At 50.9% G+C, this 24010-nt stretch carries 21 protein-coding genes and 1 other RNA gene; 7 read left to right on the top strand and 15 right to left on the bottom strand.

The genetic code is table 11. The features are described from left to right. Positions 1–50: 50 nt before the first annotated feature. The 5 genes from fadK to FDX04_RS09260 form a co-directional block, all read right to left on the bottom strand. Positions 51–1688 carry a medium-chain fatty-acid--CoA ligase gene (fadK, locus tag FDX04_RS09240; protein WP_137360037.1) on the bottom strand — a complete coding sequence of 546 codons (1638 nt, stop codon included), beginning with the start codon at positions 1686–1688 and terminating at the stop codon, positions 51–53. Positions 1689–1769: 81 nt separating this feature from the next. Next, on the bottom strand, positions 1770–2063 hold the full coding sequence (locus FDX04_RS09245; RefSeq protein ID WP_137360038.1) for a ferredoxin family protein: 294 nt from the start codon (positions 2061–2063) through the stop codon (positions 1770–1772). Further along, on the bottom strand, positions 2060–3349 hold the full coding sequence (locus tag FDX04_RS09250; RefSeq protein ID WP_137360039.1) for an FAD-dependent oxidoreductase: 1290 nt from the start codon (positions 3347–3349) through the stop codon (positions 2060–2062). The genes FDX04_RS09245 and FDX04_RS09250 overlap by 4 nt, the downstream gene beginning before the upstream one ends. Before the next feature lie 55 nt (positions 3350–3404). After that, positions 3405–4340, bottom strand: a complete 936-nt coding sequence (locus tag FDX04_RS09255; protein ID WP_137360040.1) for an electron transfer flavoprotein subunit alpha — start codon at positions 4338–4340, stop codon at positions 3405–3407. A 21-nt stretch (positions 4341–4361) separates the two neighbouring features. Continuing rightward, a complete protein-coding gene (locus tag FDX04_RS09260) occupies positions 4362–5126 on the bottom strand; it encodes an electron transfer flavoprotein (protein ID WP_137360041.1) in 765 nt (254 codons plus the stop codon). 474 nt (positions 5127–5600) lie between these two features. On the opposite strand from FDX04_RS09260, the gene FDX04_RS09265 reads away from it, so the two are divergent. Then, on the top strand, positions 5601–6491 hold the full coding sequence (locus tag FDX04_RS09265) for an AraC family transcriptional regulator (RefSeq protein WP_061381443.1): 891 nt from the start codon (positions 5601–5603) through the stop codon (positions 6489–6491). A gap of 54 nt (positions 6492–6545) precedes the next feature. On the opposite strand, the gene FDX04_RS09270 is transcribed toward FDX04_RS09265, so the two are convergent. The 9 genes from FDX04_RS09270 to ydiK form a co-directional block, all read right to left on the bottom strand. After that, on the bottom strand, positions 6546–7697 hold the full coding sequence (locus FDX04_RS09270) for an acyl-CoA dehydrogenase (protein WP_038640230.1): 1152 nt from the start codon (positions 7695–7697) through the stop codon (positions 6546–6548). Between the two features lie 13 nt (positions 7698–7710). Continuing rightward, positions 7711–9306, bottom strand: a complete 1596-nt coding sequence (locus tag FDX04_RS09275; RefSeq protein ID WP_137360043.1) for an acyl CoA:acetate/3-ketoacid CoA transferase — start codon at positions 9304–9306, stop codon at positions 7711–7713. Positions 9307–9463: 157 nt separating this feature from the next. Beyond that, on the bottom strand, positions 9464–10222 hold the full coding sequence (aroD, locus tag FDX04_RS09280) for a type I 3-dehydroquinate dehydratase (RefSeq protein ID WP_137360044.1): 759 nt from the start codon (positions 10220–10222) through the stop codon (positions 9464–9466). 36 nt (positions 10223–10258) lie between these two features. Next, positions 10259–11125 (bottom strand): quinate/shikimate dehydrogenase, encoded by an 867-nt coding sequence (ydiB, locus tag FDX04_RS09285; protein WP_137360045.1) that lies wholly within the window; start codon positions 11123–11125, stop codon positions 10259–10261. Positions 11126–11146: 21 nt separating this feature from the next. Continuing rightward, entirely contained in the window at positions 11147–12382 is a 1236-nt protein-coding gene (locus FDX04_RS09290; protein ID WP_079224424.1) for an MFS transporter, read from the bottom strand. 238 nt (positions 12383–12620) lie between these two features. Further along, complete coding sequence (locus FDX04_RS09295; RefSeq protein WP_137360046.1) at positions 12621–13841, bottom strand: MFS transporter; 1221 nt, start codon at positions 13839–13841, stop codon at positions 12621–12623. A gap of 47 nt (positions 13842–13888) precedes the next feature. Then, the gene (locus FDX04_RS09300; protein ID WP_137360047.1) at positions 13889–14245 is read right to left on the bottom strand and encodes a YdiL family protein; all 357 of its coding nucleotides are present in this window, start codon (positions 14243–14245) and stop codon (positions 13889–13891) included. A 158-nt stretch (positions 14246–14403) separates the two neighbouring features. Next, positions 14404–14511: antisense sRNA RprA (gene rprA, locus FDX04_RS09305), an RNA gene on the bottom strand. Between the two features lie 184 nt (positions 14512–14695). Continuing rightward, positions 14696–15796: an AI-2E family transporter YdiK gene (gene ydiK, locus FDX04_RS09310; protein ID WP_137370828.1), complete on the bottom strand. Its 1101-nt coding sequence runs from the start codon at positions 15794–15796 to the stop codon at positions 14696–14698. 213 nt (positions 15797–16009) lie between these two features. On the opposite strand from ydiK, the gene FDX04_RS09315 reads away from it, so the two are divergent. The 3 genes from FDX04_RS09315 to FDX04_RS09325 all read left to right on the top strand — a co-directional run bounded on the left by FDX04_RS09315 (position 16010) and on the right by FDX04_RS09325 (position 19739). Next, the gene (locus tag FDX04_RS09315; RefSeq protein ID WP_137370829.1) at positions 16010–19066 is read left to right on the top strand and encodes an FAD-binding and (Fe-S)-binding domain-containing protein; all 3057 of its coding nucleotides are present in this window, start codon (positions 16010–16012) and stop codon (positions 19064–19066) included. Beyond that, positions 19063–19473 (top strand): 1,4-dihydroxy-2-naphthoyl-CoA hydrolase, encoded by a 411-nt coding sequence (menI, locus tag FDX04_RS09320; RefSeq protein WP_042308766.1) that lies wholly within the window; start codon positions 19063–19065, stop codon positions 19471–19473. Before FDX04_RS09315 ends, menI begins: the two co-directional genes overlap by 4 nt. A 77-nt stretch (positions 19474–19550) precedes the next feature. After that, positions 19551–19739, top strand: coding sequence for a YdiH family protein (locus FDX04_RS09325; protein ID WP_029139522.1), 189 nt, complete (start codon positions 19551–19553; stop codon positions 19737–19739). Between the two features lie 67 nt (positions 19740–19806). Here FDX04_RS09325 and FDX04_RS09330 read toward each other — a convergent pair whose 3' ends face one another. Further along, positions 19807–20658, bottom strand: coding sequence for a Vmh family MBL fold metallo-hydrolase (locus FDX04_RS09330; protein ID WP_137370830.1), 852 nt, complete (start codon positions 20656–20658; stop codon positions 19807–19809). A 122-nt stretch (positions 20659–20780) separates the two neighbouring features. On the opposite strand from FDX04_RS09330, the gene FDX04_RS09335 reads away from it, so the two are divergent. The 3 genes from FDX04_RS09335 to sufB all read left to right on the top strand — a co-directional run bounded on the left by FDX04_RS09335 (position 20781) and on the right by sufB (position 24010). Continuing rightward, a complete protein-coding gene (locus FDX04_RS09335; protein WP_137370831.1) occupies positions 20781–21656 on the top strand; it encodes a LysR family transcriptional regulator in 876 nt (291 codons plus the stop codon). A 489-nt stretch (positions 21657–22145) separates the two neighbouring features. After that, on the top strand, positions 22146–22514 hold the full coding sequence (gene sufA / locus FDX04_RS09340) for a Fe-S cluster assembly scaffold SufA (RefSeq protein WP_061381440.1): 369 nt from the start codon (positions 22146–22148) through the stop codon (positions 22512–22514). An 8-nt stretch (positions 22515–22522) separates the two neighbouring features. Continuing rightward, on the top strand, positions 22523–24010 hold the full coding sequence (gene sufB, locus FDX04_RS09345) for a Fe-S cluster assembly protein SufB (RefSeq protein WP_137370832.1): 1488 nt from the start codon (positions 22523–22525) through the stop codon (positions 24008–24010).

A 24010-nucleotide genomic window follows, 5' to 3' on the forward strand; every position in this document is an offset into this window, starting at 1 on the left:
CCTATTCAACGTAGGCCGGATAAGATGCGTTAGCATCGCCATCCGGCGCTCTATCCTGCAACACTCTCCATGCTCAAACGTTTAATAATATCCTGACGCAACTGGTATTTTTGTACCTTACCGGACGCTGTGCGCGGTAACTTCTCGACAACCACGATATGCTCCGGGTATTTATACTTTGCCACCCGTTTGCGGCTAAAAAAGGCGACGACAGATTCCAGCGACAGCGAATGATGTGGGGCTTTTAGTACCACATAAGCGCACGACCTTTCACCTAACCGTTCGTCCGGCATCGCGACAACGCAGGCATCATGAATGCGTGGATGCTGCAATAAAATATCCTCCACCTCGCGGCTGCTGATATTTTCCCCACCGCGCACAATAATATCTTTTTTACGCCCGGTGATTTTGATGTATCCCGCGTCGTCCATCCGGCACAAGTCGCCACTGTAATACCAACCTTCTTTATCCAGCGCACGGGCGGTCAGTTCGGGTTCATCGAGGTAGCCCATAAAAACATTGGGACCACGCGAGGCTTCTTCACCTTCTACTCCTGCGGGCAGGGTATTGCGCGCTTCATCGACGACTTTAATTTCGACCCCTGCGGCAGCATAGCCGTCGGTGGTCATCATGCGGGAAGGTGAATCATCGAGATTGACCAGCGCATGCGGCGAGCTCTCCGTTGAGCCATATATGCTTAACAATTTAATGCCGAGCCGTTGGCAGTCACGGGCAATCTTTTGCGGAATGGTGGTACCTCCGCATAGAAAAAAGCGTAGCGAGGAGAGATCGCAGGAGCGTTTTTCCATGCGACACAACATGTCATAGACAAATGGCGTTGCGCCGAGTACGCAGGTGCAGTGCTGTTGCTCCAGCAGATCGAGACAGGCGTCTGGAGTAAAAATATCCAACAACACGCTGCGTGCGCCGATTAAAAACGGTGCGGTAACGCCATGCAGAAAACCGGTAGCGTGGCCAAGCGGCGCGGGCATTAAAAACACATCTTGCCAGGTGAGATTGAGACGGGCGCAGTAGGCGCGTTCGCTGGCAAGAATGTTATTGTGAGTTAACATTACGCCTTTCGGCATCCCCTCGGTTCCGGAGGTAAACAGTACCGCTGCCAGTTCATCAGCGTGGACGTTAATCGTTTGGCTTAACGGCGGTGCTAAAAGCAGTTGGCTGAGCGCCTGCGCGGTGGTTGCCGGGGCCAGTTTATCCACGGCGACAATCTGTTGCAGATGCGGTAACTGGTTTTGTAAGGGGAGGATCAAATCGACCGGTCGGCTTTGTTTAAACAGGGTAGGTGCGAAAAAAATCTTCGCTTTGCATTTATTCAATACCCATACCAACTCCGCTTCGCGCCAGGCGGGTAGTAACGGGACGGAAACGGCTCCGGTTTTCAGGCAGGCCAGATAAATAATGGTAAATTCGCACCAGCCCGGCAACTGGAAAGCGACGCGATCGCCGGGTTGAATACCGCAGGCTAAAAACCAGCTCGCCAGACTGCTGGCGGCACCGTCGAGTGCGGCATAGGTATATGAAGCGCCATGATTATCAACCACGGCGATTTTATCCGGCATGGCTCTGGCTGTTTGGTTCCAGTAATCGCCAAGCGAAGCATCTCCCCATAAACCTTGTTGTCGCCAGGCTTCGCGACGTTCGGCGTTAAACGTTAGTGTGATACTCATTCGTTATTCCCAGGATAATATCGGCATACGTCTGACCGGATTGGCCGTGGAGGCCGATCCGGGGTGCAACGGCTCAATCCGTTAGCCGTAGCGGAAATCAATGCCAAATGTTCCTGCCGGATACTCCCATTGTTCGAGGATAGTATCGCCGCACAGCACTCGACAGGTGCCACATTCCAGGCAGCCAGCAGAATCAAAATGAATATTTCCACTCTCGTCCTGCTTATACAGTCCGGCGGGACAGGCCTTCAGCAGTTTGCGAAATTCGTTAAGGTCGGGATGTTCGCCCAGAATAATGTGCGGGTGACCTTCATCGACATTGAATTTATTGACGCCCAGCTTGACGTCGACGTTAACGGTATTGTCCTGACTCATAGCGCAGTTGCCCCCTTGATGCCGTCTTTCAGTAAGTTCATCAACCCAATTTGCTTCGCATGGGACATCATCATCTTACGAATCGGCTGGTTCGGACGCCCATCAACGGTGAACATATCGTTCATGATATCCGCGACCATGCGAGGGTATTGGGTGAACAAGCGCGGGTTTTCCATCAGCGCCGGGATCTTGCGAAAATGCTGTAAATCACGCATCACACAGCCCTGTTCAAGGGCGCGTTTGTAGTCCATCAGGCTGCTGGCGGAGAAGTCCTTGCGTTCTTTGGCTGCAATGGCGGTTTGGGCGGCGGCTTCTGCGGAGGCTATTGCTAAATCCATACCACGCACCGTGTAACCCAGATTCAGACAGAAACCCGCGGCATCGCCGACGATCATTACGCCGTCATCAACCAGTTTGGGTACCATTGCCAGCCCGCCTTCCGGCACCATATGTGCGGAATACTCCAGCAGTTCTCCTCCCGCAATCAGCGGACGAATAGTCGGGTGTTGCTTAAAGTCTTCCAGCATTTGTGGAATACTTTTCGTCGCGTGAGCAATATCCCCCAGCCCGCATACCAGCCCCAGAGAGACCGAGTCCTGGTTGGTATACAGAAAGCCTCCCCCCATCAGTCCATCGGACGGTGAACCGGCAAACAGCCAGGCTGCGCCTTCATCGCCTGAGAGGTTGAATCGGTCCGCAATTACAGCCGGCGGTAAGCCGATCAACTCCTTTACGCCAACGGCATAGTGGTGAGCGGAAGAGGGCGGTACCATCCCCAGCGACCGTCCTAATATTGAGTTGACGCCATCGGCCAGGATGACAATATTGGCTTCGAGAATATCGTCACCGGCTTGCACACCGGTGACTCTGGTACCTTCGCGGATCAGCGCATCAACGCGGACGCCGGGGATGAACTGCGCGCCTGCCTGTTCTGCTTTTTCCATCAGCCAGGGATCAAGCCGGTTGCGCAACACGGTGTAAGAATCCTGTGCTGGCGCGTTGTCTTTTTCCCGATGAAAGTCGAGCGTTACGGCGCTCTCTTCGGTCAGGAAGGATATTTTTTCGCGGGTCACTTTACGTTCGAGTGGCGCTTCTTGCGCGAATCCCGGCATGATGCGTTCCAGAGTATGCGCATAGAGTCGCCCACCGGTCATATTTTTACTGCCCGCACTGTTTCCGCGTTCGATGACCAGCACGTCCAGCCCGGCCTTCGCCATAACGTAGCCTGCAACTGTACCCGCCACGCCAGCACCGACCACAATGGCATCAAATTTTTCATCTGACATGCTTTATGCTCCTTTCCCGCCGCAAGGCAGCGGGAGATGTGCGTTAAATGGGGGATTAGTGGCTGAGATGTTCGATAAGGGCCGGAACAACTTTGTAGATGTCGCCTACCAGGCCGTAATCGGCGTAATTGAAAATAGGGGCTTTCTTGTCTTTGTTGATAGCGACAATGACTTTCGCGCCGTTACCGCCGACCATGTGTTGAATTTGTCCTGAGATGCCCAACGTGAGGTAAAGATCTGACTTCAGTAACACACCAGAAACGCCAATGTAGCGTTCGCGCTCCATCCAGTTTTCGCCTTCGGCAATCGGGCGTGAACAGCCCACTTCTGCCCCCAGTACGGATGCCAGCTGGTGCACCATCTCCAGATCGTGTTGCGCAACCAGGCCGCGCCCCACGCCAACCACACGTTTTGCTTTACTGAGGTCCACGCTGCTCACAGATTTGGCGCGACGTTCCTGACACATAATTTCATGAAGCGGTGCGATGTAAGCTGCCGAGACAACAGGGCAATTGTGCGATGCGTTTTCCGCTACGGGTTCAAGCAGGCCTGGGGCTAGCGTGATAATTGCCAGCGCGCTTTTGATTTTTTCTTTGCCGAATGCCAGGCCACCATACATGCGGTGCTCTGCGAACACGGTGTCATCCTCAAGCGTCACCGATATTGCGTCGTTCACCATCGCGGCATTGAGTTGGATGCTTAACCGTGCCCCAAGTGATTTCGCGCGTTTTGTGGCGGGCATCAACAGCATTCCGGCGTGTTCTTGTATCAGCGTTGTGATGGTTTCGGCGTAATTTTCTACACGCTGTAAACCGGAGGGAGCTTCGAGCACGATTATCTCATCGGCGCCCAGGGGTTTGACCTGATTAGCCTGTTCGCTGCCCTGGACAATAAGATGGACGTGTTCACCCCACTGTCGCGCGCCGGTCATTAATTCTGCGTAGCGTTCTACGTTATCGCTGAACACCCATACGTTAGCTAATTTACTCATGATAATTTCTCTCCGTTGAGCTTAGTTCAGGGCTTTTTTCAGGTGTTCCGCCAGTTCGGCTATGGCTTCAGCTGAGTCATTTTCCAGAATGATGTGCTTACGTTCTGTTTGTGGCGGTACGGTGAGGCTTACCAGTTCCGCTAACGGTGACGCAGGCGTCCAGCCAATATCGCTGGCTTGCCACGGCGTGACGGGCTTTTTACCCGCGCCGAGAATGGCTTTCATTGAGGGAATACGCGGCGTGTTGATATCCGAAGTTACGCAGAGTACAGCGGGGAGCGGCAGGTCAATCACTTCGACCTCATCTTCCAGCGTGCGCTCAACCACAATGCGGTCGCCGTTACGTTGGATGTTGCTGACGGCGTTAATCACCGGGAGTTGCAACAGTTCGCCAACCAGTAAGCCAACCTGTTGGGCGTAGATATCCCCCGATCCTTCGCCGAACAGCATCAGGTCGAAATTCATATTTTTGGCCGCGCAGGCCAGCGCCTGAGCGGTATCGCGGGGCAATGAATGCTCCAGCTGTGGATCCTGCACCATGAACAAACTGTCCGGTCCACGTGACAGCACGTCTTTACGCACTTTGGAATTTTGCAGTAGCGAGCCGCCCACGGTTAAAGCGACGATTTCATCACCCTCCGTACTCAGTTGCACCGCGGCCTCAATCGCATTCAGATCAAACTGGCTGATTTTGGCGTCGGCCCGGTCAAAGTTAAGCGAACGCTGTGGGGTAACAACAATGTCCTGTTCTTCAGGCACCAACTTAAAGCAGGTTATTATTTTCATGGCATCTCCAGTCATCCACAGTTGGGAAAATTAACTGAAAATAGTGTGCGGCAGAGAGGGGACTGTTTTCGACGGAGCAATCTGTTTTCATTCCCAACAATCTTGCAAAAAAAAGTGAGGCGGGAATGCTTATTTTATAAACGGGAACTCGGGAGTGTGTACTGAAGAAAAAAAAGAACACACAAACCAGGGAAGGATAATTGCGAAATGCATCCTGTTTTTTAGCGTTTATACGCTTAATTTGTTTCTGATATGTAAATTGTTAATGTTGAATTAATAACATTTATTCTTTTCGTTTTTTATAAAACGGTAATAATCGTGGAGAACAGCGCGACGGGGCAGGAGGTATCATCTTGCAGTCGACGCAAATAATTTTGTTTCGCCAGCAAGGAATAACGTTGTATAACATCATTATCGTTTTCGCTTTCCGATATTAATTATTCGCAAAATTACTGCCTTTAGGTGGAGGTTGTCATGTATCAACGCTGCTTTGATAATGCCATGGAGACCCTTTTTGAGCAGGGGAAAACGCCGAGACTTTCCCGATTCGTCATTAGCGATGATCCTAACTGGGAGTCCGGCCATCATGTTCATGATAATGAAACGGAGCTTATCTATGTCAAAAAGGGTGTTGCAAGATTAATCATCGACTCTTCGCTATATGTCGCGCATGCCGGGGACATTGTGGTGATTGAGCAAGGGCGATTGCATGCGGTTGCATCTGATAGCAGCGCACCGGCTACCACTTACACCTGTGCGCTCTATGGTTTTCGGTTTAACGGCTGGCAGGATAATCAGCTATTGCAGACGCACTCGTGTCCGGTCATTAGCGTCAGTCAGGGTAAAGAGGTTATTAAGAGTATTTTTAATGAACTGGGGGTGATGCTCCCGCAGAGTAAGAACAACCTGACATCTTCTGCTTATGACGCATTCGCGTATGCATTAACCGTTTTATATTACGAAAACTTTAAAAATGCTTACCGCTCTGAACAGGGATATATTAAAAAAGATGTCTTAATTAAAGATGTATTAGTCTATTTGAATAACAATTTCCGCGAAAAGATCACTCTCGAACAGTTATCTAAAAAATTCCGCGCCAGCGTGAGCTATATCTGTCATGAATTTACCCGGGAGTATCGTATTTCACCCATCAATTATGTTATTCAGCGACGAATGACAGAAGCGAAATTTTCCCTGACCAATACCGAGGCCTCGTTGGCGGAAATTTCGTGGCGGGTAGGGTATGAAAACGTCGATCATTTTGCCAAACTTTTTCAGCGGCATGTGGGATGTACTCCCAGCGATTATCGTAAGCAGTTTAAAAATAACCTTGCTGAGCAAGAATGCCTGATGCCTGAAGTCTGATTCCCCCGCACGGTCCCGGATAGCGCATCTGCGCTATCCGGGCAGTTATACCGCTTACTTATTTTGATAATCTTTCAGGATTTGGCGACCCGCGACGTAAATCATGATTTCATCGGTACCACCGCCAATCCGCTCACAGCGGACATCGCGCCAGAATCGGGATACGCGTGCTTCATCGGTGTAACCCAGTCCGCCCATGATCTGAATCGCGTCGTCAATCACTTCCATTGCCGTACGTGCGCAATACAGTTTTGCCAGTGCCGCACTGGTTCGCAGCGACTGTTCCTGATCGGCCTGCCAGGCGACCTTCAGCACCATATTGCGCATGTTTTCGATTTTTATTGCCATCAGCGCCAGTTTTTCCTGGATCATTTGGTTATGACCAATCGGCTTACCAAATGCGATGCGCTGGTTAGCGTAACGAGCGGCATCTTCGAAGGCGCATTCGGCAAACCCCGTGCTGCGCGCGGCGTTGATCAGGCGTTCCATTTCAAAGTTGTACATTACGTTGAGGAAGCCCATGCCTTCTTCGCCGACCATATCGCTTTCGTCCACTTCAACGTTATCAAGATAGACTTCGCAGGTGCTTAACATGTGCCAGCCGATTTTATGCAGCGGGTTAACCTTAATGCCCGGTTTCTTAGAATCCACCCACCACAGCGTAAAGGCTTTCTTCGGATCTTTCGGCTCCGGGTCGCGAGCCAGCACCAGCATGTACGGATACTCTTTAGCGCCGGTGATAAATGTTTTTTGCCCGTTGAGATACACCTTGCCATTTTTGCGGGTGTAGCTGGTGGTGGCACTATTATTATCGGAGCCTGCTCCCGGCTCGGTTAATGCCAGCGCATACGCCGGATCGCCCGTTTCCATGGTGCTTTCTGCTGTTTTACGCAGCTGCTCGGCGGAGCCAAAACGTCGCATACTGTGGATGCACTGACCGTTGGTGATCAAAAATGCGGGCGCGCCGCATTTTGACACTTCCATCAGCGCCAGCATCTGGGTGACGTAATCAGCCGGGATGCCGCCAAACTCTTCCGGAACGCCCAGCATCGAAATACCGTTGTCCGCAAGGGCTCGCATAAATTCCTTCGGATAAGTCGCCGTCTGATCGCAGGTGCGGAAATACTCCTCCGGGAAATTGCTGGTAATCAGCTCGCGAATGCTGGCAAGCAACAGTTCTTGTTCTTCAGTTAATGAAAAGTCCATCAGGGTACTCCTTTTAATTGGCTGCGTCGGGTAATACAAAGCCCATCGAGGCATCGATAAATAATCTTTCGTCCATCAATTTCAGGTCTGGGGAAATAATCGGCGTGAAGTCCATTTTGTCGAGAATGTCTTCCTGCAAAGAGACCCCTGGCGCAATTTCAACTAAATGGAGACCATCTTCTTTTAGCGTAAATACAGCGCGTTCGGTGATGTAGCGCACATCGAGACCACGCTCAAGGGCAATTTTCCCGCTGAACGTCACTTCAGGTAATTCGTTAACGAATTTTTTCACCCGACCTTCCTGCACGATATTTAACTTGCCATCGGCAACTTCCGTTTTCAAACTTCCGGCAGTTAACGTGCCGCAGAAAATAATTTTCTTGGAGGTGGCGCTAATATCGATAAAACCGCCGGTGCCCATAATTTTGCCATTGAATTTATGTACACCGACGTTGCCGTGCCGATCCACTTCAGCAAAACTTAAATAACACACATCCAGGCCGCCGCCGTGGTAGAAGTCAAACTGGGAGGTCATATCCAGAATGGCGCGGGTGTTAACGTTGGCGCCAAACGCGATGCCCTGAGACGTAATGCCGCCAATCGGGCCGGTTTCGACCGTCAGAATAAAATCGTCGGCACAACCTTCTTCGCGTGCGACAAGGCCAATCCCGTCGGCGATGCCCACGCCAACGTTGCCGACTGCGCCTTTACGCATTTCGAACAGCGCGCGTCTGGCCACCAGTTTACGCTGGTTAAGCGGCAGGGCAATTTGCTGGCTGTCATCAAGGACAAAATCGCCGGAAATAAAACGGTTAACCGGCGCGCCACCGTACAGTTGCGTTTGGTCGGGGTCGATGACCACAATATCGACCAGATAGCCCGGAATACGCACCGCTTTCGGATGCAAAGTGGCTTTCTTCACCATTTTTTGCACCTGCATCATGACGATCCCGCCGTTGTTGTGTACGGCCTGAGCAATCACCAGCGCATCGAGATACATCACTTCATCTTCAAAGGTGGCGTAGCCTTCGCTATCGCAGGTCGTCGCGCGAATAAACGCGATGTTTGGCGCAATGGCTTTGTAATAGAGGTACTCTTTGTTATCGATTTCCACCACTTTGATCAGATCTTCGGTGGTCACCTCATTCAGTTTGCCGCCCTGTTGGCGAGGATCGACAAACGTACCGATGCCGATATCACTCAGAATGCCTGGCTGGTGGGCTGCTGATGCTCGTAGAGCTTGGGTCAATACGCCCTGAGGATAGTTATAGGCAGCGATTTTATTCTGCTCCGCCAGGTCGGAGATTCGTGGCGATTGCCCCCAGTGGCCGCAGAGCGCCCATTTGACTAAACCTTCCTGCGCCAGCGGGCTGATTCCGCGGTCGGCACGGTCACCCAATCCCGTTGGGCTAATTAATGATAAATTACGTGGTGATTGCGTGTTTTTGTATTTTTCTGCCAATGCATTAATTAATGTAGTTGCTTCAAGAATACCGCCACCTGCGCCTAATACACAAAGTGTTGCTTCATCAGGAATATAATTAATGGCTTCTGCTGCGGATAATACGGGTACCCGACCATCGATACGGTTTGGTCTCGGAAATTTCATATAAACTCCAGATTATATGCGTGCGACTACCTGTCGTTATTGCCGACAATAATATTGTGAGTTAATTTAATCAGACTTAGCTGCCAGCCAGATATTCGTGGTTACGCGAATATCTGGGGCAGGGCATTGCTAATCGTAATGTGGATATATTCTGCTATTAAGCCTGATGCAATATTGTTAATACAGTACGCAGATCGGCGACCGAAATTTGTCCCGGGGCCGACGCTTTTTTCACTGCTCCAAAGGTGGCTGCTGAACCGAAAACCTCGCCGGAGAGACGTGAAATCACCCCAGTTTTAGCCATCGACATGGTAATTATCGGCCGGTCCGCATAGCGCTCTTGCATTTCCAGCGTAGCGCCCAACAATGTCAGCACATCCGTTTTGTTTTGCGGCATCAGGGCGATTTTAGGAATATCCGCGCCAAGTTCCTGCATTTTACGCAGACGCTGGATGATCTCCTCTGCGGCTGGAGTCTTATGGAAATCATGATTCGACATAATCACGCTGACATTTTTCGCGTGGGCATGTTCGACGGTCGCTCTAACCTGCTCATCACCGGTGAAAAGTTCCAGGTCGATCATATCCACCAGACCACTGTCTACTGCTGCACGGTTAAGTGCAATATAGTTTTCGACAGACAGTGCCTGTTCACCGCCTTCTTTGGCGCTGCGGAAAGTGAAAAGTAGCGGTTTGTCCGCTATCACATCGCGGATGGTGCGAGCCGCTTCCAGCACGGCATCTGTGGAGGAGACATCGCTGAAATGGTCAACGCGCCACTCCAGAATGTCGAAATCCGCTTCGCGATAGGCCAGCGCTTCGCTTTTTACCGTGGGGATGTCTTTACCCATCAGCGAGACAATGATCTTCGGCGCACCCTCGCCAATGACGAGGTTTCTTACGGTTACGGTTTTCATTGATTACCCTTTAAATATATTACAAATGCGTGCCCGTCAGGCTGCAAAACCCATAACCTGTTTCACATACTCCAGTGGGAAATCTTTCCCGGTCCAGAGTTTGAATTGTTCAGCCCCTTGCCATAACAACATGCCGTAACCATCAATTGTTTTGCAACCCGCAAGTTGCGCCTGTTGCAATAATTTGGTCATATGCGGGTTATAAACGCATTCGGTTACCAGCAGGTCCGGGCGCAGCAGGGAAACGTCGGTCACGAGAGATTCGTTTTCCAGCGGTTTCATGCCGACTTTTGTGCCGTTGGTCAAAATATCCGCGCTGGCCAACGCGTCAGCAAAAGCCTGTTGATCGGCGAGATCGATAACGGTCACAACGCAATCGGTGTTTTCATTAACGCGTTTGGCGAACGCCTGCGCTTTAGCAAAGAACTCATCTTTACGGTTAAACAGCTTAATTTCTTTGATGCCTTCAATCGCCGCCTGCGCGCCAATAGCCGTAGACGCGCCACCTGCGCCCAACAGTACCATGGTTTTACCTTTAATATCGAAGCCGCTTTCTTTAATGGCGCGAATATGACCGGTACCATCAGTATTGTAACCGCGCAGGTAACCATCATCATTAACGATGGTATTAATCGCACCGACCAGTTTGGCTGCAGGGGTCAATTCATCAACATATTCACAGGCCAGTTGCTTGTTGGGCATTGAAACCCCGGTGCCGCGCATTTTTAAGGCTTTTAAGCCGGCAATCGCGTTAGCAAACGTTGAGTTATCGACTTCAAATGCCATGTAGGTAAAAGGTAGTCCCGCTTTTTCTAATGCCTTGTTTTGCATTTCTGGTGACAGACTATGTCTGATAGGGTAGGCCATTAAACCAATCAGTTCATATTTAGCAGTTACGTCCATTTGATACTCCTTCTAAACAATTTATTGAAAATAACGCTCGCCCAACCGCACATCATTTTTGGGGATAGCAAATACGCGGTAGTAACGAATAAAGACGATGATGGCGGTGATGAAGGCCAGCAGAGCAAATGCAAAGTCCAGCAAAATGATGTACTGCAGGCCAATGTTAGAAAGGTATCCGGTGATTAGTGGGATAATAAAATTGGCTACGCCACCCATCATCATATAAACGCTGGTGACTTTGGCTTTACTCCTGGGGAAAAACTCTGACATCACTGAGACGCCAAGCTGTAAAATACCGCCAGCGGCAGAGAACCCAATCAAAAATGAACCGGCGTTACACACCAGCGGAGAGGGATATAAATAGATGACCGCTGCGGTGATGGTTGCCAGCCCGGCGTTAAACACATTTGCCCATATCGGTCGAACCATTTTCTTCAGCAGGGCGGCAAAAATAAATACGCAGACCAACGAACCCATACTGTAGTAAGAGATGGTTTTCAGGGCGTCGGCTTCCGCCATGCCGGCAAATGCCATTGCGTATTTCGGCATCCAGACCACGATGACGTAAAAGGTTGAAAACGCCGCGACACCAAACATCACCGAAGCGACACCTTCCAGCCAAACCAATGGTTTGCTGTGCATCTGTGGCAGCTCTTTGGCGATACCGGCATCCACCATCTGGCTGGGAAAGCGGCTTTTTAACAGCATCAGGGTGATAACGACGAACAGTACGCCTGGAATAACGACCGCATAGCCGTACCAGATATGGTTGAGCAGCATGGTGCTGACGACAATGGGGTAGATCATCTGTCCGAACGAGACCATCGCTTTAACCAGGATAACCGCCGATCCTGATGCTTTGGGGAAGCATTCCATTAACGCCGGATAGCCGCCGGTATCCAGCGCCGAGTTAGCCACACCAACGCAAACGGCCAGAATAAAGGCAATCATCAGATTAGGACTAGCGGGAATGCCGAAGAAGAACAGCATATACAGAATAGCGCCTAGCAGGATAATCGCCTTGCGACCAAACTTATCTGAGAGCACCCCAAAGAATAAAATGCTCACCAGTCGTCCCAGACCAATGCCAGAAATTAAATAGGCAATCCCGGCATTGTCTGTGGAGAATTTTTCTGCGAGAGACGTCATATTTTGCGCCAGCGTAATGACGCTAATACCGTGTAGGAAATAACTTAAATAAATACAGGTTATCGCCAGAAGAAATGGCGTGTTAAAGGTCTTATTTTGAGACATTTTCACAACTCCTTGCGGATTTTAAAATTGTTCCGTACTTGTCGATATTTTTAAATTTCGGCGACCTTGTGATTAATATACCGTTCAGTAGTCATAGAACCTACATAGCATGGCGTTTAACTTACCAGGTATTTTGCATCGTAAACTGTGAATTTAATTCTTTCTGATGAATTTTTGCTGATATTTTAATAGTGCAGTCAATTATGTTGCAGGGGAGAGGAACAATATTGCATCCCCATTATTTTGCGACCGTCACCATTTTTAGTTGATGCTTTAAGGCGCTGCGGCTGCGATAACCAATAAACAGTGCCAACAGAAAACCGACAGCGGCGATACCAGTATCAAACCACATGATATGAGCAATGCTGGTCTCTGAGATCCTGGCTGTAATCAGCGGAATGGTGAAAGTCGCAATGCTGCCTGCGCTGTAGTAAATGCCGGTCGCTTTACCCTTCGCATGTGGAAAGCGTGCCGCCATCAGCGTTAAACCGATTTGCACCACGCCTCCGGCTGAAGAAAACCCAATGACAAACGCAAACGCGATAACCACGTAGGGTGTCGGATGCAGGCAAACTATCAGCAGCGCAATAAATGAAATAAATGTGTACAGCATCAACAACGATGTCGCGCGTTCCGCTTTGCGCGCCAGTGGCGCAGTAATCAATACACACAACAAAGAGCCGCAGGTGTAAATGCTTAACAATTTGATAGATAACGTATAGGACATGCCAGCGACAAACTGTCCGTACTGCGCCAGCCACTGGCTTACCAGATAAAATGTCGCCATGGCGATGTAGCCATACAGGGTGTAACTGGCAAGATCGAGAATCGAGCAACGATGTTCAGATTGGTGGATTTCCCGTTGAGCAGGTAATGCCCTGGTGGAGGTTTGACGCCCTGGATGCGTCGGGAAACGACAGCGAAACAAAAACACGCCGTTGAGTATCATAATGGCTGCCGCCAGCAGAAAGGACCAGCCAAACCAAAGCTCGGCCCACACCAACAAACTGATAATCATGGGAAGCAGAAACTGGCCGCTAGAGACGAAGGCTTTTATTAATATATTGGCTGTACTGGGTGAGCGGGGAAACGCCTCCATCAGGCTGGGATAGGTTCCGGCATCGAGAAAACTATTGGCCATTCCCGCCAGAAAGCCAAAAGCATAGGCGATAAAAATGCTATGAGTATTGATGATGCCAACAAAGAAAATCAGGTAGCAGATCATGCCGAAAATAATAAACGGTCGGCGGCCATAGCGATCGGAGAGCATGCCTGCCATTAATAAGACACTTAAACGACCGATGCCCAGTGAGGAAATAACAATCGAGACACCCGCGGCATTGGTTTGCCACTGGTGTTCTAGTGAAGACATATTGAGGCTTATCAGGATGACCCCCATGCCGTGGACCAGGTAATTAAAGTACAGCCCTATCGCAGTGGAGAAATAGGTGTTTTTCATAATATGTTACTCAGCGAATAGGCTAAATCGGTATGGCGTTGTAACACTTAACACAAACGCTCAAGGTCGTGAGCATAGAGTTCAACAGCAGCCGATTGATAGATTTTCCAGTCGAGGAAATCGTTGTGATGATAAACCGCCTGAAATGAGTTCAGATCAGGAAAAAAACGCATGGTATTATTACCGATACGATTGTTTATTTTGTCGATAACTGCATTAATTCTTACCTTCCGCCTGGCTTTCATTTCTTCACAAATGTGTGCGATGTCCTCCGGGATTTTCTTTTCGCCATTTTCCCATTGTTGCCATACGGCAACATTATTATCACGCGAGATATACATAGCGCTTTCCTCCACCGTCATAGCAAAAATATGGCGGATAGCCTGCAGTTCCAATGCGTTCATTATTTGATCACCTCATAAAAGACGGTGGAATAGTAATAACATCGCTGTGGATATTTCGGCTTGAAGAGAGTCACAGTATTTTGTGCAATATTATTTGTTGGATAGCGGGGAAGAGGTGCTGAGTTTTACAACCAGCCGAGTGGAGAGGCGAGTGAAGGACAAAAAAAAGCCCATCGTGGGAGATGGGCAAAGACTACACACAGCAATTCGTTGTTTCACTCAGGGGAATTCCATGCTTATAAATCAATGTGTTGATCTACAGCCTTGAGCTAATAGTAGGCATACAGATTTTTCGCGTCGATCAGATTCATCTCAATAGTTTAAAAACTGTAAAGAATTTGCGACATAAATGAGTACGTCGGGGAGGGTGCCGTTCGGTTTAACTCAGTATCAGGGTGAAATAGATTAACGCCGCTAAACAATCAGGCGGCAATGCCGCCTGACGTTGGGTTACTTGTTGCTTTCTATTTCGGCGAGGAGTTCATCTGGATCGCTCCCCGGCGCAGGAGCTTCATTTACCCAGGCTGAGAACAGACGCCAGGACACGGCCAGGACTACCGGGCCGATAAACAGACCAATCATGCCGAATGCGATTAATCCGCCGATGACTCCGGAAAGGATAAGGATCAGCGGCAAATCGGCCCCCATACGAATCAGCATTGGCCGAATGACGTTATCCAGCGTTCCAACCACGCCGCTCCACACCAGCAGTACGGTGCCCCAGGTTGAATCCCCGGTCCAGTACAGCCAGATAATGGCCGGGACCAGCACCGGTAGCGGCCCCAGTTGTACCAGGCAGGAGAGGATCATTAATACTGCCAGCAGCGTCGCATACGGCACGCCAGTTACCGCCAGACCAATGCCGCCGAGGACCGCCTGCACCAGAGCCGTAACCACAACACCTAACGCAACAGCACGAATGGCCTGCGCCGCCAGCAGAATGGCGGCATCACCGCGTTTGGATGCCAGACGACACGCGAAATGACGGATCCCTAACGCCACCTGCTCACCACGCCAGTACAGCAGGGCGCTGAACAGCAGCATCAGGCCACAATGCATCATAAAGCGGCCAATATGCGCAGCCTGACCGACAAACCAGGTGGTTGTGGCGCCAATATAAGGCCGAACTTTGGCCATAATGGCCGCGCCGCCCATATCCAGCAGGCTGTGCCATGCGCCATACATTTTGGCTCCCACCAACGGAATACTGTTCAACCACGCCAGATCCGGAAGCGCCATATCGCCAGCGGTGACGGCATGGATCAACGGTCCGCTGCCATCAACAATGCTATTAACCAGCAGCGCGATAGGAATGATGAACAACAGCACCAACAGCAGGGTCATTACCAGCACCGCCAGTGAACGGCGTCCCCACAGTAGTTTTTGCAAGCGTAACAGGATAGGCCAGGTTGCGATGACCACCGTACCCGCCCATGCAAAACCAAGGATAAAGGGCTGCACAATCCAGAGACAGGCCACAATCATGATGGCTAAAAACAGCACCGTTAGCAGCACTTGTGCAATATCCCTGGGCTGACGAAAATTTACCATAAATACTTTTCACCTTTGTCTTTGCGTCAGAACGTTGACGCGACGTGAACACTTAAATCACACCCTGTAATGATGAGCAATTTCAGCGGTTTTGAACAGGCGGATTCTGCCTGTAAATCTGCTGAGCGTATTAGAAAAAAATGTGATACAACAAGCAAAGCAACACGCAAACGATTAAATTCACAACACAGACCGCAGGAAAGGGTCACTATAATGATTCCACAAATTTCTCAGGCGCCAGGTGTCGTTCAACTGGTGCTCAATTTTTTGCAGGCGCTGGAGCAGCAAGGATTCACGGGCGATACGGCAACGAGCTATGCCGATCGGCTGACAATGTCGACGGATAACAGTATCTATCAGCTGCTTCCTGATGCTGTGGTTTTCCCGCGTTCAACGGCAGATGTGGCGCTGATCGCCCGTCTGGCGGCTGAACCTCTTTTTTCGTCGTTAATTTTTACCCCGCGCGGCGGCGGAACCGGCACGAACGGTCAGGCGCTGAATCAGGGCATTATTGTTGATATGTCCCGCTATATGAGTCGCATTATTGAAATCAACCCCCAGGAAGGTTGGGTGCGGGTCGAAGCTGGGGTAATCAAAGATCAGCTCAACCAGTTTCTGAAGCCTTATGGCTATTTCTTTGCCCCGGAATTATCCACCAGTAACCGGGCAACGCTGGGCGGGATGATCAATACCGACGCATCCGGACAAGGTTCGTTGGTTTACGGTAAAACCTCCGATCACGTGCTGGGTATCCGCGCGGTGCTGATGGGCGGCGATATTCTTGATACTCAGCCAATGCCGGTCGAACTCGCCCAAACGCTGGGCAACAGCAATACCACTATTGGCCGCATCTATAAGACGGTGTATGAGCGGTGTCGCGATAACCGGCAGCTTATTCTTGATAAATTCCCCAAACTTAATCGCTTCTTAACCGGTTACGATCTTCGGCACGTCTTCAACGACGAGATGACCGAGTTTGATTTAACCCGCATTCTTACCGGCTCTGAAGGTACGCTGGCGTTTATTACCGAAGCCCGCCTGGATATCACGCCGTTGCCCAAAGTCAGGCAGTTGGTCAACGTCAAGTATGATTCGTTTGATTCAGCATTGCGTAACGCCCCGGTCATGGTGGAGGCGCGCGCACTGTCGGTTGAAACCGTTGACTCCAAAGTGCTTAATCTGGCGCGAGAAGATATCGTCTGGCATTCGGTAAGTGAATTGATTACCGATGTGCCGGATAAAGAAATGTTGGGCCTGAATATCGTCGAATTTGCGGGTGACGATGAAGCATTGATCGATGCTCAGGTTAGTGCGCTGTGTGAACGTCTGGATGGGTTAATTGCCCGTCAGGAAGCCGGTGTCATTGGTTGGCAACTGTGTACTGAACTCGCGGGCGTGGAGCGTATTTACGCCATGCGTAAAAAAGCCGTTGGTTTGCTGGGGAATGCGAAAGGTGCCGCGAAGCCGATTCCGTTCGCCGAAGATACCTGCGTTCCGCCGGAGCATCTGGCGGACTATATTGCCGAGTTTCGTGCGCTGCTCGACAGCCACGGTCTGAGTTATGGCATGTTTGGTCACGTGGATGCCGGGGTGCTGCACGTCAGGCCGGCGCTGGATATGTGCGACCCGCAGCAGGAAGTGCTGATGAAACGCATTTCTGACGATGTTGTCGCGCTGACGGCAAAATATGGCGGTCTGCTGTGGGGCGAGCACGGGAAAGGTTTTCGTGCAGAATACAGTCCGGCGTTCTTCGGAGAGGAACTGTATCGCGAATTGCGCAAAGTGAAGTCGGTATTTGATCCGCAAAACCGACTGAACCCGGGGAAAATTTGTCCACCGGAAGACGTTGACGCGCCGATGATGAAAGTGGATGCCGTCAAGCGCGGGACTTACGACCGACAGATCCCACTGGCGGTGCGGCAAGAGTGGCGCGGGGCAATGGAGTGTAACGGCAACGGGTTATGCTTTAACTTTGATGCGAAAAGCCCCATGTGCCCGTCGATGAAAATCAGCCTCAACCGTATCCACTCGCCGAAAGGCCGTGCCACGCTGGTACGTGAATGGCTGCGTTTGTTGGCCGATCGCGGAATTGACCCAGTTCAGCTGGAAAAAGAGCTACCGGAAAAACGCGCCAGTTTACGCGCGCTGATTGCCCGCACCCGCAATAGTTGGCATGCCCGCAAAGGCGAATACGATTTCTCGCATGAAGTTAAAGAGGCGATGTCTGGCTGTCTGGCGTGTAAAGCCTGTTCTACGCAGTGCCCCATTAAAATTGATGTACCGGAGTTCCGCTCGCGCTTCCTGCAACTGTATCACACGCGTTATCTGCGACCGTTGCGCGATCATATGGTGGCGACCGTCGAGAGCTATGCGCCGCTCATGGCGCGAGCCCCCAAAACGTTTAACTTTTTCATCAATCAGCCGCTGGTGCGTAATCTGGCTAAAAAGCACATCGGTATGGTGGATTTACCGTTGTTGTCTGCGCCGTCGCTGCAACGTCAGTTGGTTGGTCATCGTTCTGCCAACATGACGCTGGAGCAGCTCGAATTACTCAGCCCTGAGCAAAAAGCCCGCACGGTGCTGGTGGTACAGGATCCGTTCACCAGCTATTACGATGCGCAGGTGGTGGCTGATTTTATCCGTCTGGTAGAAAAACTGGGCTTACAGCCGGTACTGCTGCCGTTCTCGCCAAATGGCAAAGCGCAGCACATTAAAGGCTTTTTAAACCGTTTTGCCAAAACAGCGAAAAAGACATCCGAGTTTCTCAACCGGGTAGCGAAGCTGAACATTCCGATGGTGGGCGTCGATCCGGCGCTGGTGCTCTGTTATCGCGATGAATACAAGTTGGCGCTCGGAGAACAGCGGGGGGATTTCCATGTATTGCTGGTTAACGAATGGTTATCAACCGTTGTGGCGTCACAGCAGCCAGTCGCTGTTGCCGGTGAGGCGTGGTATTTCTTTGGACATTGTACCGAAGTGACGGCCCTGCCGGGCGCGCCTGCGCAGTGGGCGGCTATTTTTGCCCGTTTTGGCGCCAGGCTGGAGAACGTCAGCGTGGGGTGCTGCGGCATGGCTGGCACTTATGGGCATGAAGTGAAAAATCACCAGAACTCGCTGGGGATCTATGAGCTATCATGGCACCAGGCGTTGCAACGACTGCCGCGAAATCGGTGTCTGGCTACCGGATATTCCTGTCGTAGCCAGGTTAAACGCGTTGAAGGCACGGGCGTTCGCCATCCATTACAGGCACTGCTGGAGATTATAGGATGATCTGGAAACGTGAAGTCACTCTTGAGGCGCTAAATGCCATGGGTGAAGGAAATATGGTGGGGTTGCTCGACATTCGCTTTGAACATATTGGCGACGATACCCTGGAAGCCACTATGCCGGTGGACCATCGCACCAAACAACCTTTTGGTTTACTACATGGCGGTGCGTCGGTGGTGTTGGCGGAAAGCATCGGTTCGGTGGCCGGCTACCTGTGCACCCAGGGGGAGCAAAAGGTGGTGGGACTTGAGGTTAATGCCAACCATGTTCGCTCTGCGCGGGAAGGGCGTGTCAGAGGCGTGTGTAGCGCGATCCATACCGGCTCTCGCCATCAGGTATGGCAAATCGAAATCTTCGATGAGCAAGGGCGGTTGTGCTGCACATCGCGTCTGACGACCGCAATTTTGTGATGCATATTGCTTTTGGTCATTATCTGCACAGCGAATGGTGTTATACTGTGCAGGTTTTGAACACAAGCGAGGATGATATGTCTACCCAATTAGACCCGGCCCAACTGGCAATAGAGTTTTTACGTCGTGATAAAACCGATCTTTCACCAGCTCAGTACCTGAAAAGATTGAAACAACTTGAGCTGGAGTTTGCGGATTTATTGACGCTCTCTTCAACTGAACTGAAAGAAGAGATCTATTTTGCCTGGCGCATGGGCGTTCATTGATTCCGGTATGCTTATCGTAATGAAACCCCGACACGCGTTCGGGGTTATTTTTAGCGTTAAATCTTGTTTACCACTTCATCTCACCGGTATTAACCTTCGCACTTAGCTCCAGAGAGCTGGCATCCGCCAGACCTGGCCATGCCGCCGTCATGGTTTTAATCACGTAAGCTGATCCTTTATTCGCGCTTAACGCCTGCTCAAATGACTGCAAATAGTCCCGGGTGAAGCGAATCGCTTTATCGTCTGTCGGGCGTTCGCCAATGTAATGCCCCGGGACCACCTGAGCAGGCTGTAAGTTCTGCATCTCGCTTAACACATTGCGCCACGCGGAACGCTGTTCAGCAGACTGCGTATCCGCCGTCCAGACATGAATACCCGAAGCCACGCCGGTACCACCAATGATTGCGCGGTTCGCAGGGATCCAGACATACGCCGCATAATCGTTGGAATGGCGTAGCTCCAGCGTTTCGCCATCAACTGTGAAATGCGTTTGTGTGGTGGCTTGCGGCACGGTGAGTGAGGTTGGCGCGCCGTCCTTCATTTGCGGCCCCCAGAACTGCAGTTTGGCCTCTTTCGTGGCGCGGATGTGCTCTACCACATGCGGTGTTGCCAGCACTTTTACCTGCGGGAAGGCGCTGACGATGGGCTGCAGACCAAAGTAGAAATCCGGGTCGCCGGAGGTGATTACGATGGCTTTAAGCGTTTTACCGCTGGCGTGAATCATCTGTACCAGTTGTTCGCCATCTTTGGTGCTGAACTGCGCGTCAAACAAAATCGCCTCTTTCGGTCCCGAAACCAGCGTCGAGGAGACCGGGAAAATAGCCTTATCCTGCGGGTTATAGACGTCCAGTTGTAACGGAGCGGCGAAGACAGAAGAGGAGAACAAAGGTAACAGCAGGGCCAGAGTTTTAACTTTCATACCAGGTAACCTTATGCAGGAAATTGTCTTTTGATAGTTCACGTATTTTAAGGAAATTTGCATCTGTTAGAATTCCTGTATCAGGGTATGCTGAGTTTCTTAAAACGATCGGATGGGGTGCTATGGACAGGGTGATGGCGGCAACGGTATTTAACCATATCTGTGATTTGGGTAGCTTAAGCGCCGCCGCGCGTGCGCTGGGGATTTCCAGACCGATGGTAAGTCGTTACCTCGACGAAATGGAAAAATGGGCGGGGGCAAGGCTTATCCACCGGTCGTCGCGTCGCCTGACGATCACGCCAGCGGGAGAAGAGGCGTTAGTGAAAACGCGTTCTTTGGCGCAACTGTCACTGGATATTGCTGCCGCCAGTGCCGCGCAAATACCTTCCGGTACGCTACGTGTCGCGTGCGCGCATTATACCGCGATGCATATTCTTGCTCCGGTTCTGCCGACGTTTATGGCGCGGTATCCGCAGTTGCGTATTGAAGTTGAGATCAATAATCAGCCGGTAAGTCTTGTTGGGGAACGCATCGATGTGGCGATCCGCATTACGGATAACCCCGAGCCAGGGGCCATCGCCCGTCGATTGGGGGACTGTGAATCCGTGCTGTGTGCGTCTGTCGATTATCTGCACCAACATGGCACTCCTGAAACTCTCGACGATCTTACTCAGCATAACTGCCTCTATTACAGCGGCTTTGCCGGAAAATCCTGGCACTTTCTCGATGCACAAGGGCAGACGGTTTCTGTTGCGATCAAAGGGAATTTGAGCGCCGGGATCTCTTCGCTGCTCTGTGAATCGGCGCTGGCGGGTATGGGGATTGCGCTGGTACCGGAGCCGGAAGCGCGAGAAGGGCTGGCGCAGGGAAAGTTAGTTCGGTTACTGCCAGAGCTACAGCCTAAACGCCTGCCAATATACGGGTTGTATCTTTCTCGTGAGCATCAGCCTGCGGGGTTACGCTTGTTGTTAGACGCAATTAGTGAAACAACGCGCTAATTATGTCCTTGACTGCGCTCAAAAAATAATCAAACCGCAATTTGTGTTAAACAAAACTTATCCGGGAGTGAGATTATTCTTATGCCCCTTCAAGAGCTAAGCCATTGCGAGTGCCGGAGATAAGCGCCGGATGGGGCCGGAACCCTTAAGCCTGCCAGCAAGCAGACTTAAGGGTTTTTTGTTATTTGCACGCTTTTTGAACCGTTTTCATCTCTGTCGAAACTCAGACCTATTCCTTAAATAGACATTATCTATACATCTTTTGATGTTTGACCTGCCTGAACGATTGGATTTTCATAATCCATTATTAATCAAAGCATTGAACAAAATAATCCATCTCTGATAACCCGCGCTGCAGGGTCTATGCTTATTAAAAGTAGCCAAAAAGGGCGATTAACCCGAATGCCCCTGCTGTTGAGGGGTTGAAGTGATAATCATTATCACTAACATGGTGTTATAGCTTGAAAGCTAATGACTCGAGGTAACCCTATGGAATTGCATTCAGGAACATTTAACCCGGACGATTTCGCATGGCGTGGTTTGACGTTAACACCGGCAGCTGCGGCGCACATCCGTGAACTGGTGGCAAAACAACCCGACATGTTGGGCGTGCGTTTAGGTGTGAAACAAACCGGATGCGCGGGATTCGGCTACGTGCTGGACACCGTCCGTGAGCCGGAAAAAGACGATCTGCTGTTTGAATCGGATGGTGCCAGACTTTATGTGCCGTTACAGGCGATGCCGTTTATCGACGGGACGGAAGTCGATTTTGTTCGCGAAGGATTAAATCAGTTATTTAAATTTCATAACCCGAAAGCCCAGAACGAATGCGGCTGTGGCGAAAGTTTTGGGGTATAGGCGGTACTATGTCTCGTAATACTGAAGCAACTGATGATGTCAACACCTGGGCTGGCGGGCACCTCAATTATAAAGAGGGCTTTTTCACCCAACTGCAAACCGATGAGCTGGCAAAAGGGATCAATGAAGATGTTGTGCGCGCGATTTCGGCAAAACGTAATGAACCCGACTGGATGCTGGAGTTTCGCCTGAATGCCTTTAACGCTTGGCTCACCATGGAAGAGCCGCACTGGCTCAAAGCGCACTACGACAAGCTGAATTATCAGGATTACAGCTATTACTCTGCGCCGTCCTGCGGCAATTGTGATGAAACCTGCGCTTCTGAACCAGGGGCTGTTCAGCAAACAGGGGCGAATGCCTTTTTAAGCAAAGAGGTAGAAGACGCGTTTGCACAGCTTGGCGTACCGGTCCGTGAAGGAAATGAGGTAGCGGTTGATGCCATTTTTGACTCGGTGTCGGTGGCGACAACCTATCGCGACAAGCTGGCAGAGCAGGGCATTATTTTCTGTTCATTCGGTGAGGCGATTCATGACCATCCCGAGCTGGTGAAACAGTATCTGGGAACCGTCGTTCCGGGTAATGATAATTTCTTCGCCGCGCTAAATGCCGCAGTGGCATCTGATGGCACCTTTATTTATGTGCCGAAAGGCGTGCGTTGTCCCATGGAACTCTCGACCTACTTCCGGATTAATGCCGAAAAGACCGGGCAGTTTGAACGTACCATTCTGATTGCGGATGAAGGCAGCTACGTCAGTTATATCGAAGGTTGTTCGGCTCCGGTACGGGACAGCTACCAGCTGCATGCGGCGGTAGTGGAAGTCATCATCCACAAAGATGCTGAAGTGAAATACTCGACGGTGCAAAACTGGTTCCCCGGTGATGGTAATACCGGTGGCATTTTGAACTTCGTCACCAAGCGTGCGCTGTGCGAAGGCGAAAACAGCAAAATGTCATGGACGCAGTCGGAAACCGGCTCGGCCATTACCTGGAAATACCCAAGCTGCATCCTGCGCGGCGATAACTCCATCGGCGAATTCTACTCCGTCGCGCTGACCAGCGGACACCAGCAGGCCGATACCGGCACCAAGATGATCCACATTGGCAAGAACACCAAATCGACCATCATCTCGAAAGGGATCTCCGCCGGTCAGAGTCAGAACAGCTATCGCGGCCTGGTAAAAATCATGCCGACCGCCACCAACGCCCGTAACTATACCCAATGCGACTCCATGTTGATCGGGGCGGACTGCGGGGCGCATACCTTCCCGTATGTCGAGTGTCGAAACAACAGCGCCCAGCTTGAGCACGAAGCCACGACGTCACGCATCGGTGAAGACCAGCTGTTTTACTGTCTGCAACGCGGCATCAGCGAAGAGGATGCCATTTCGATGATCGTCAACGGTTTCTGTAAAGACGTGTTCTCTGAACTGCCGCTGGAATTTGCGGTGGAAGCGCAAAAACTTCTCGCCATAAGTCTTGAACACAGCGTCGGTTAA

The sequence above is a fragment of the Citrobacter sp. wls615 genome (genome assembly GCF_005281355.1).
Taxonomy (GTDB): Bacteria; Pseudomonadota; Gammaproteobacteria; order Enterobacterales; family Enterobacteriaceae; genus Citrobacter; species Citrobacter werkmanii.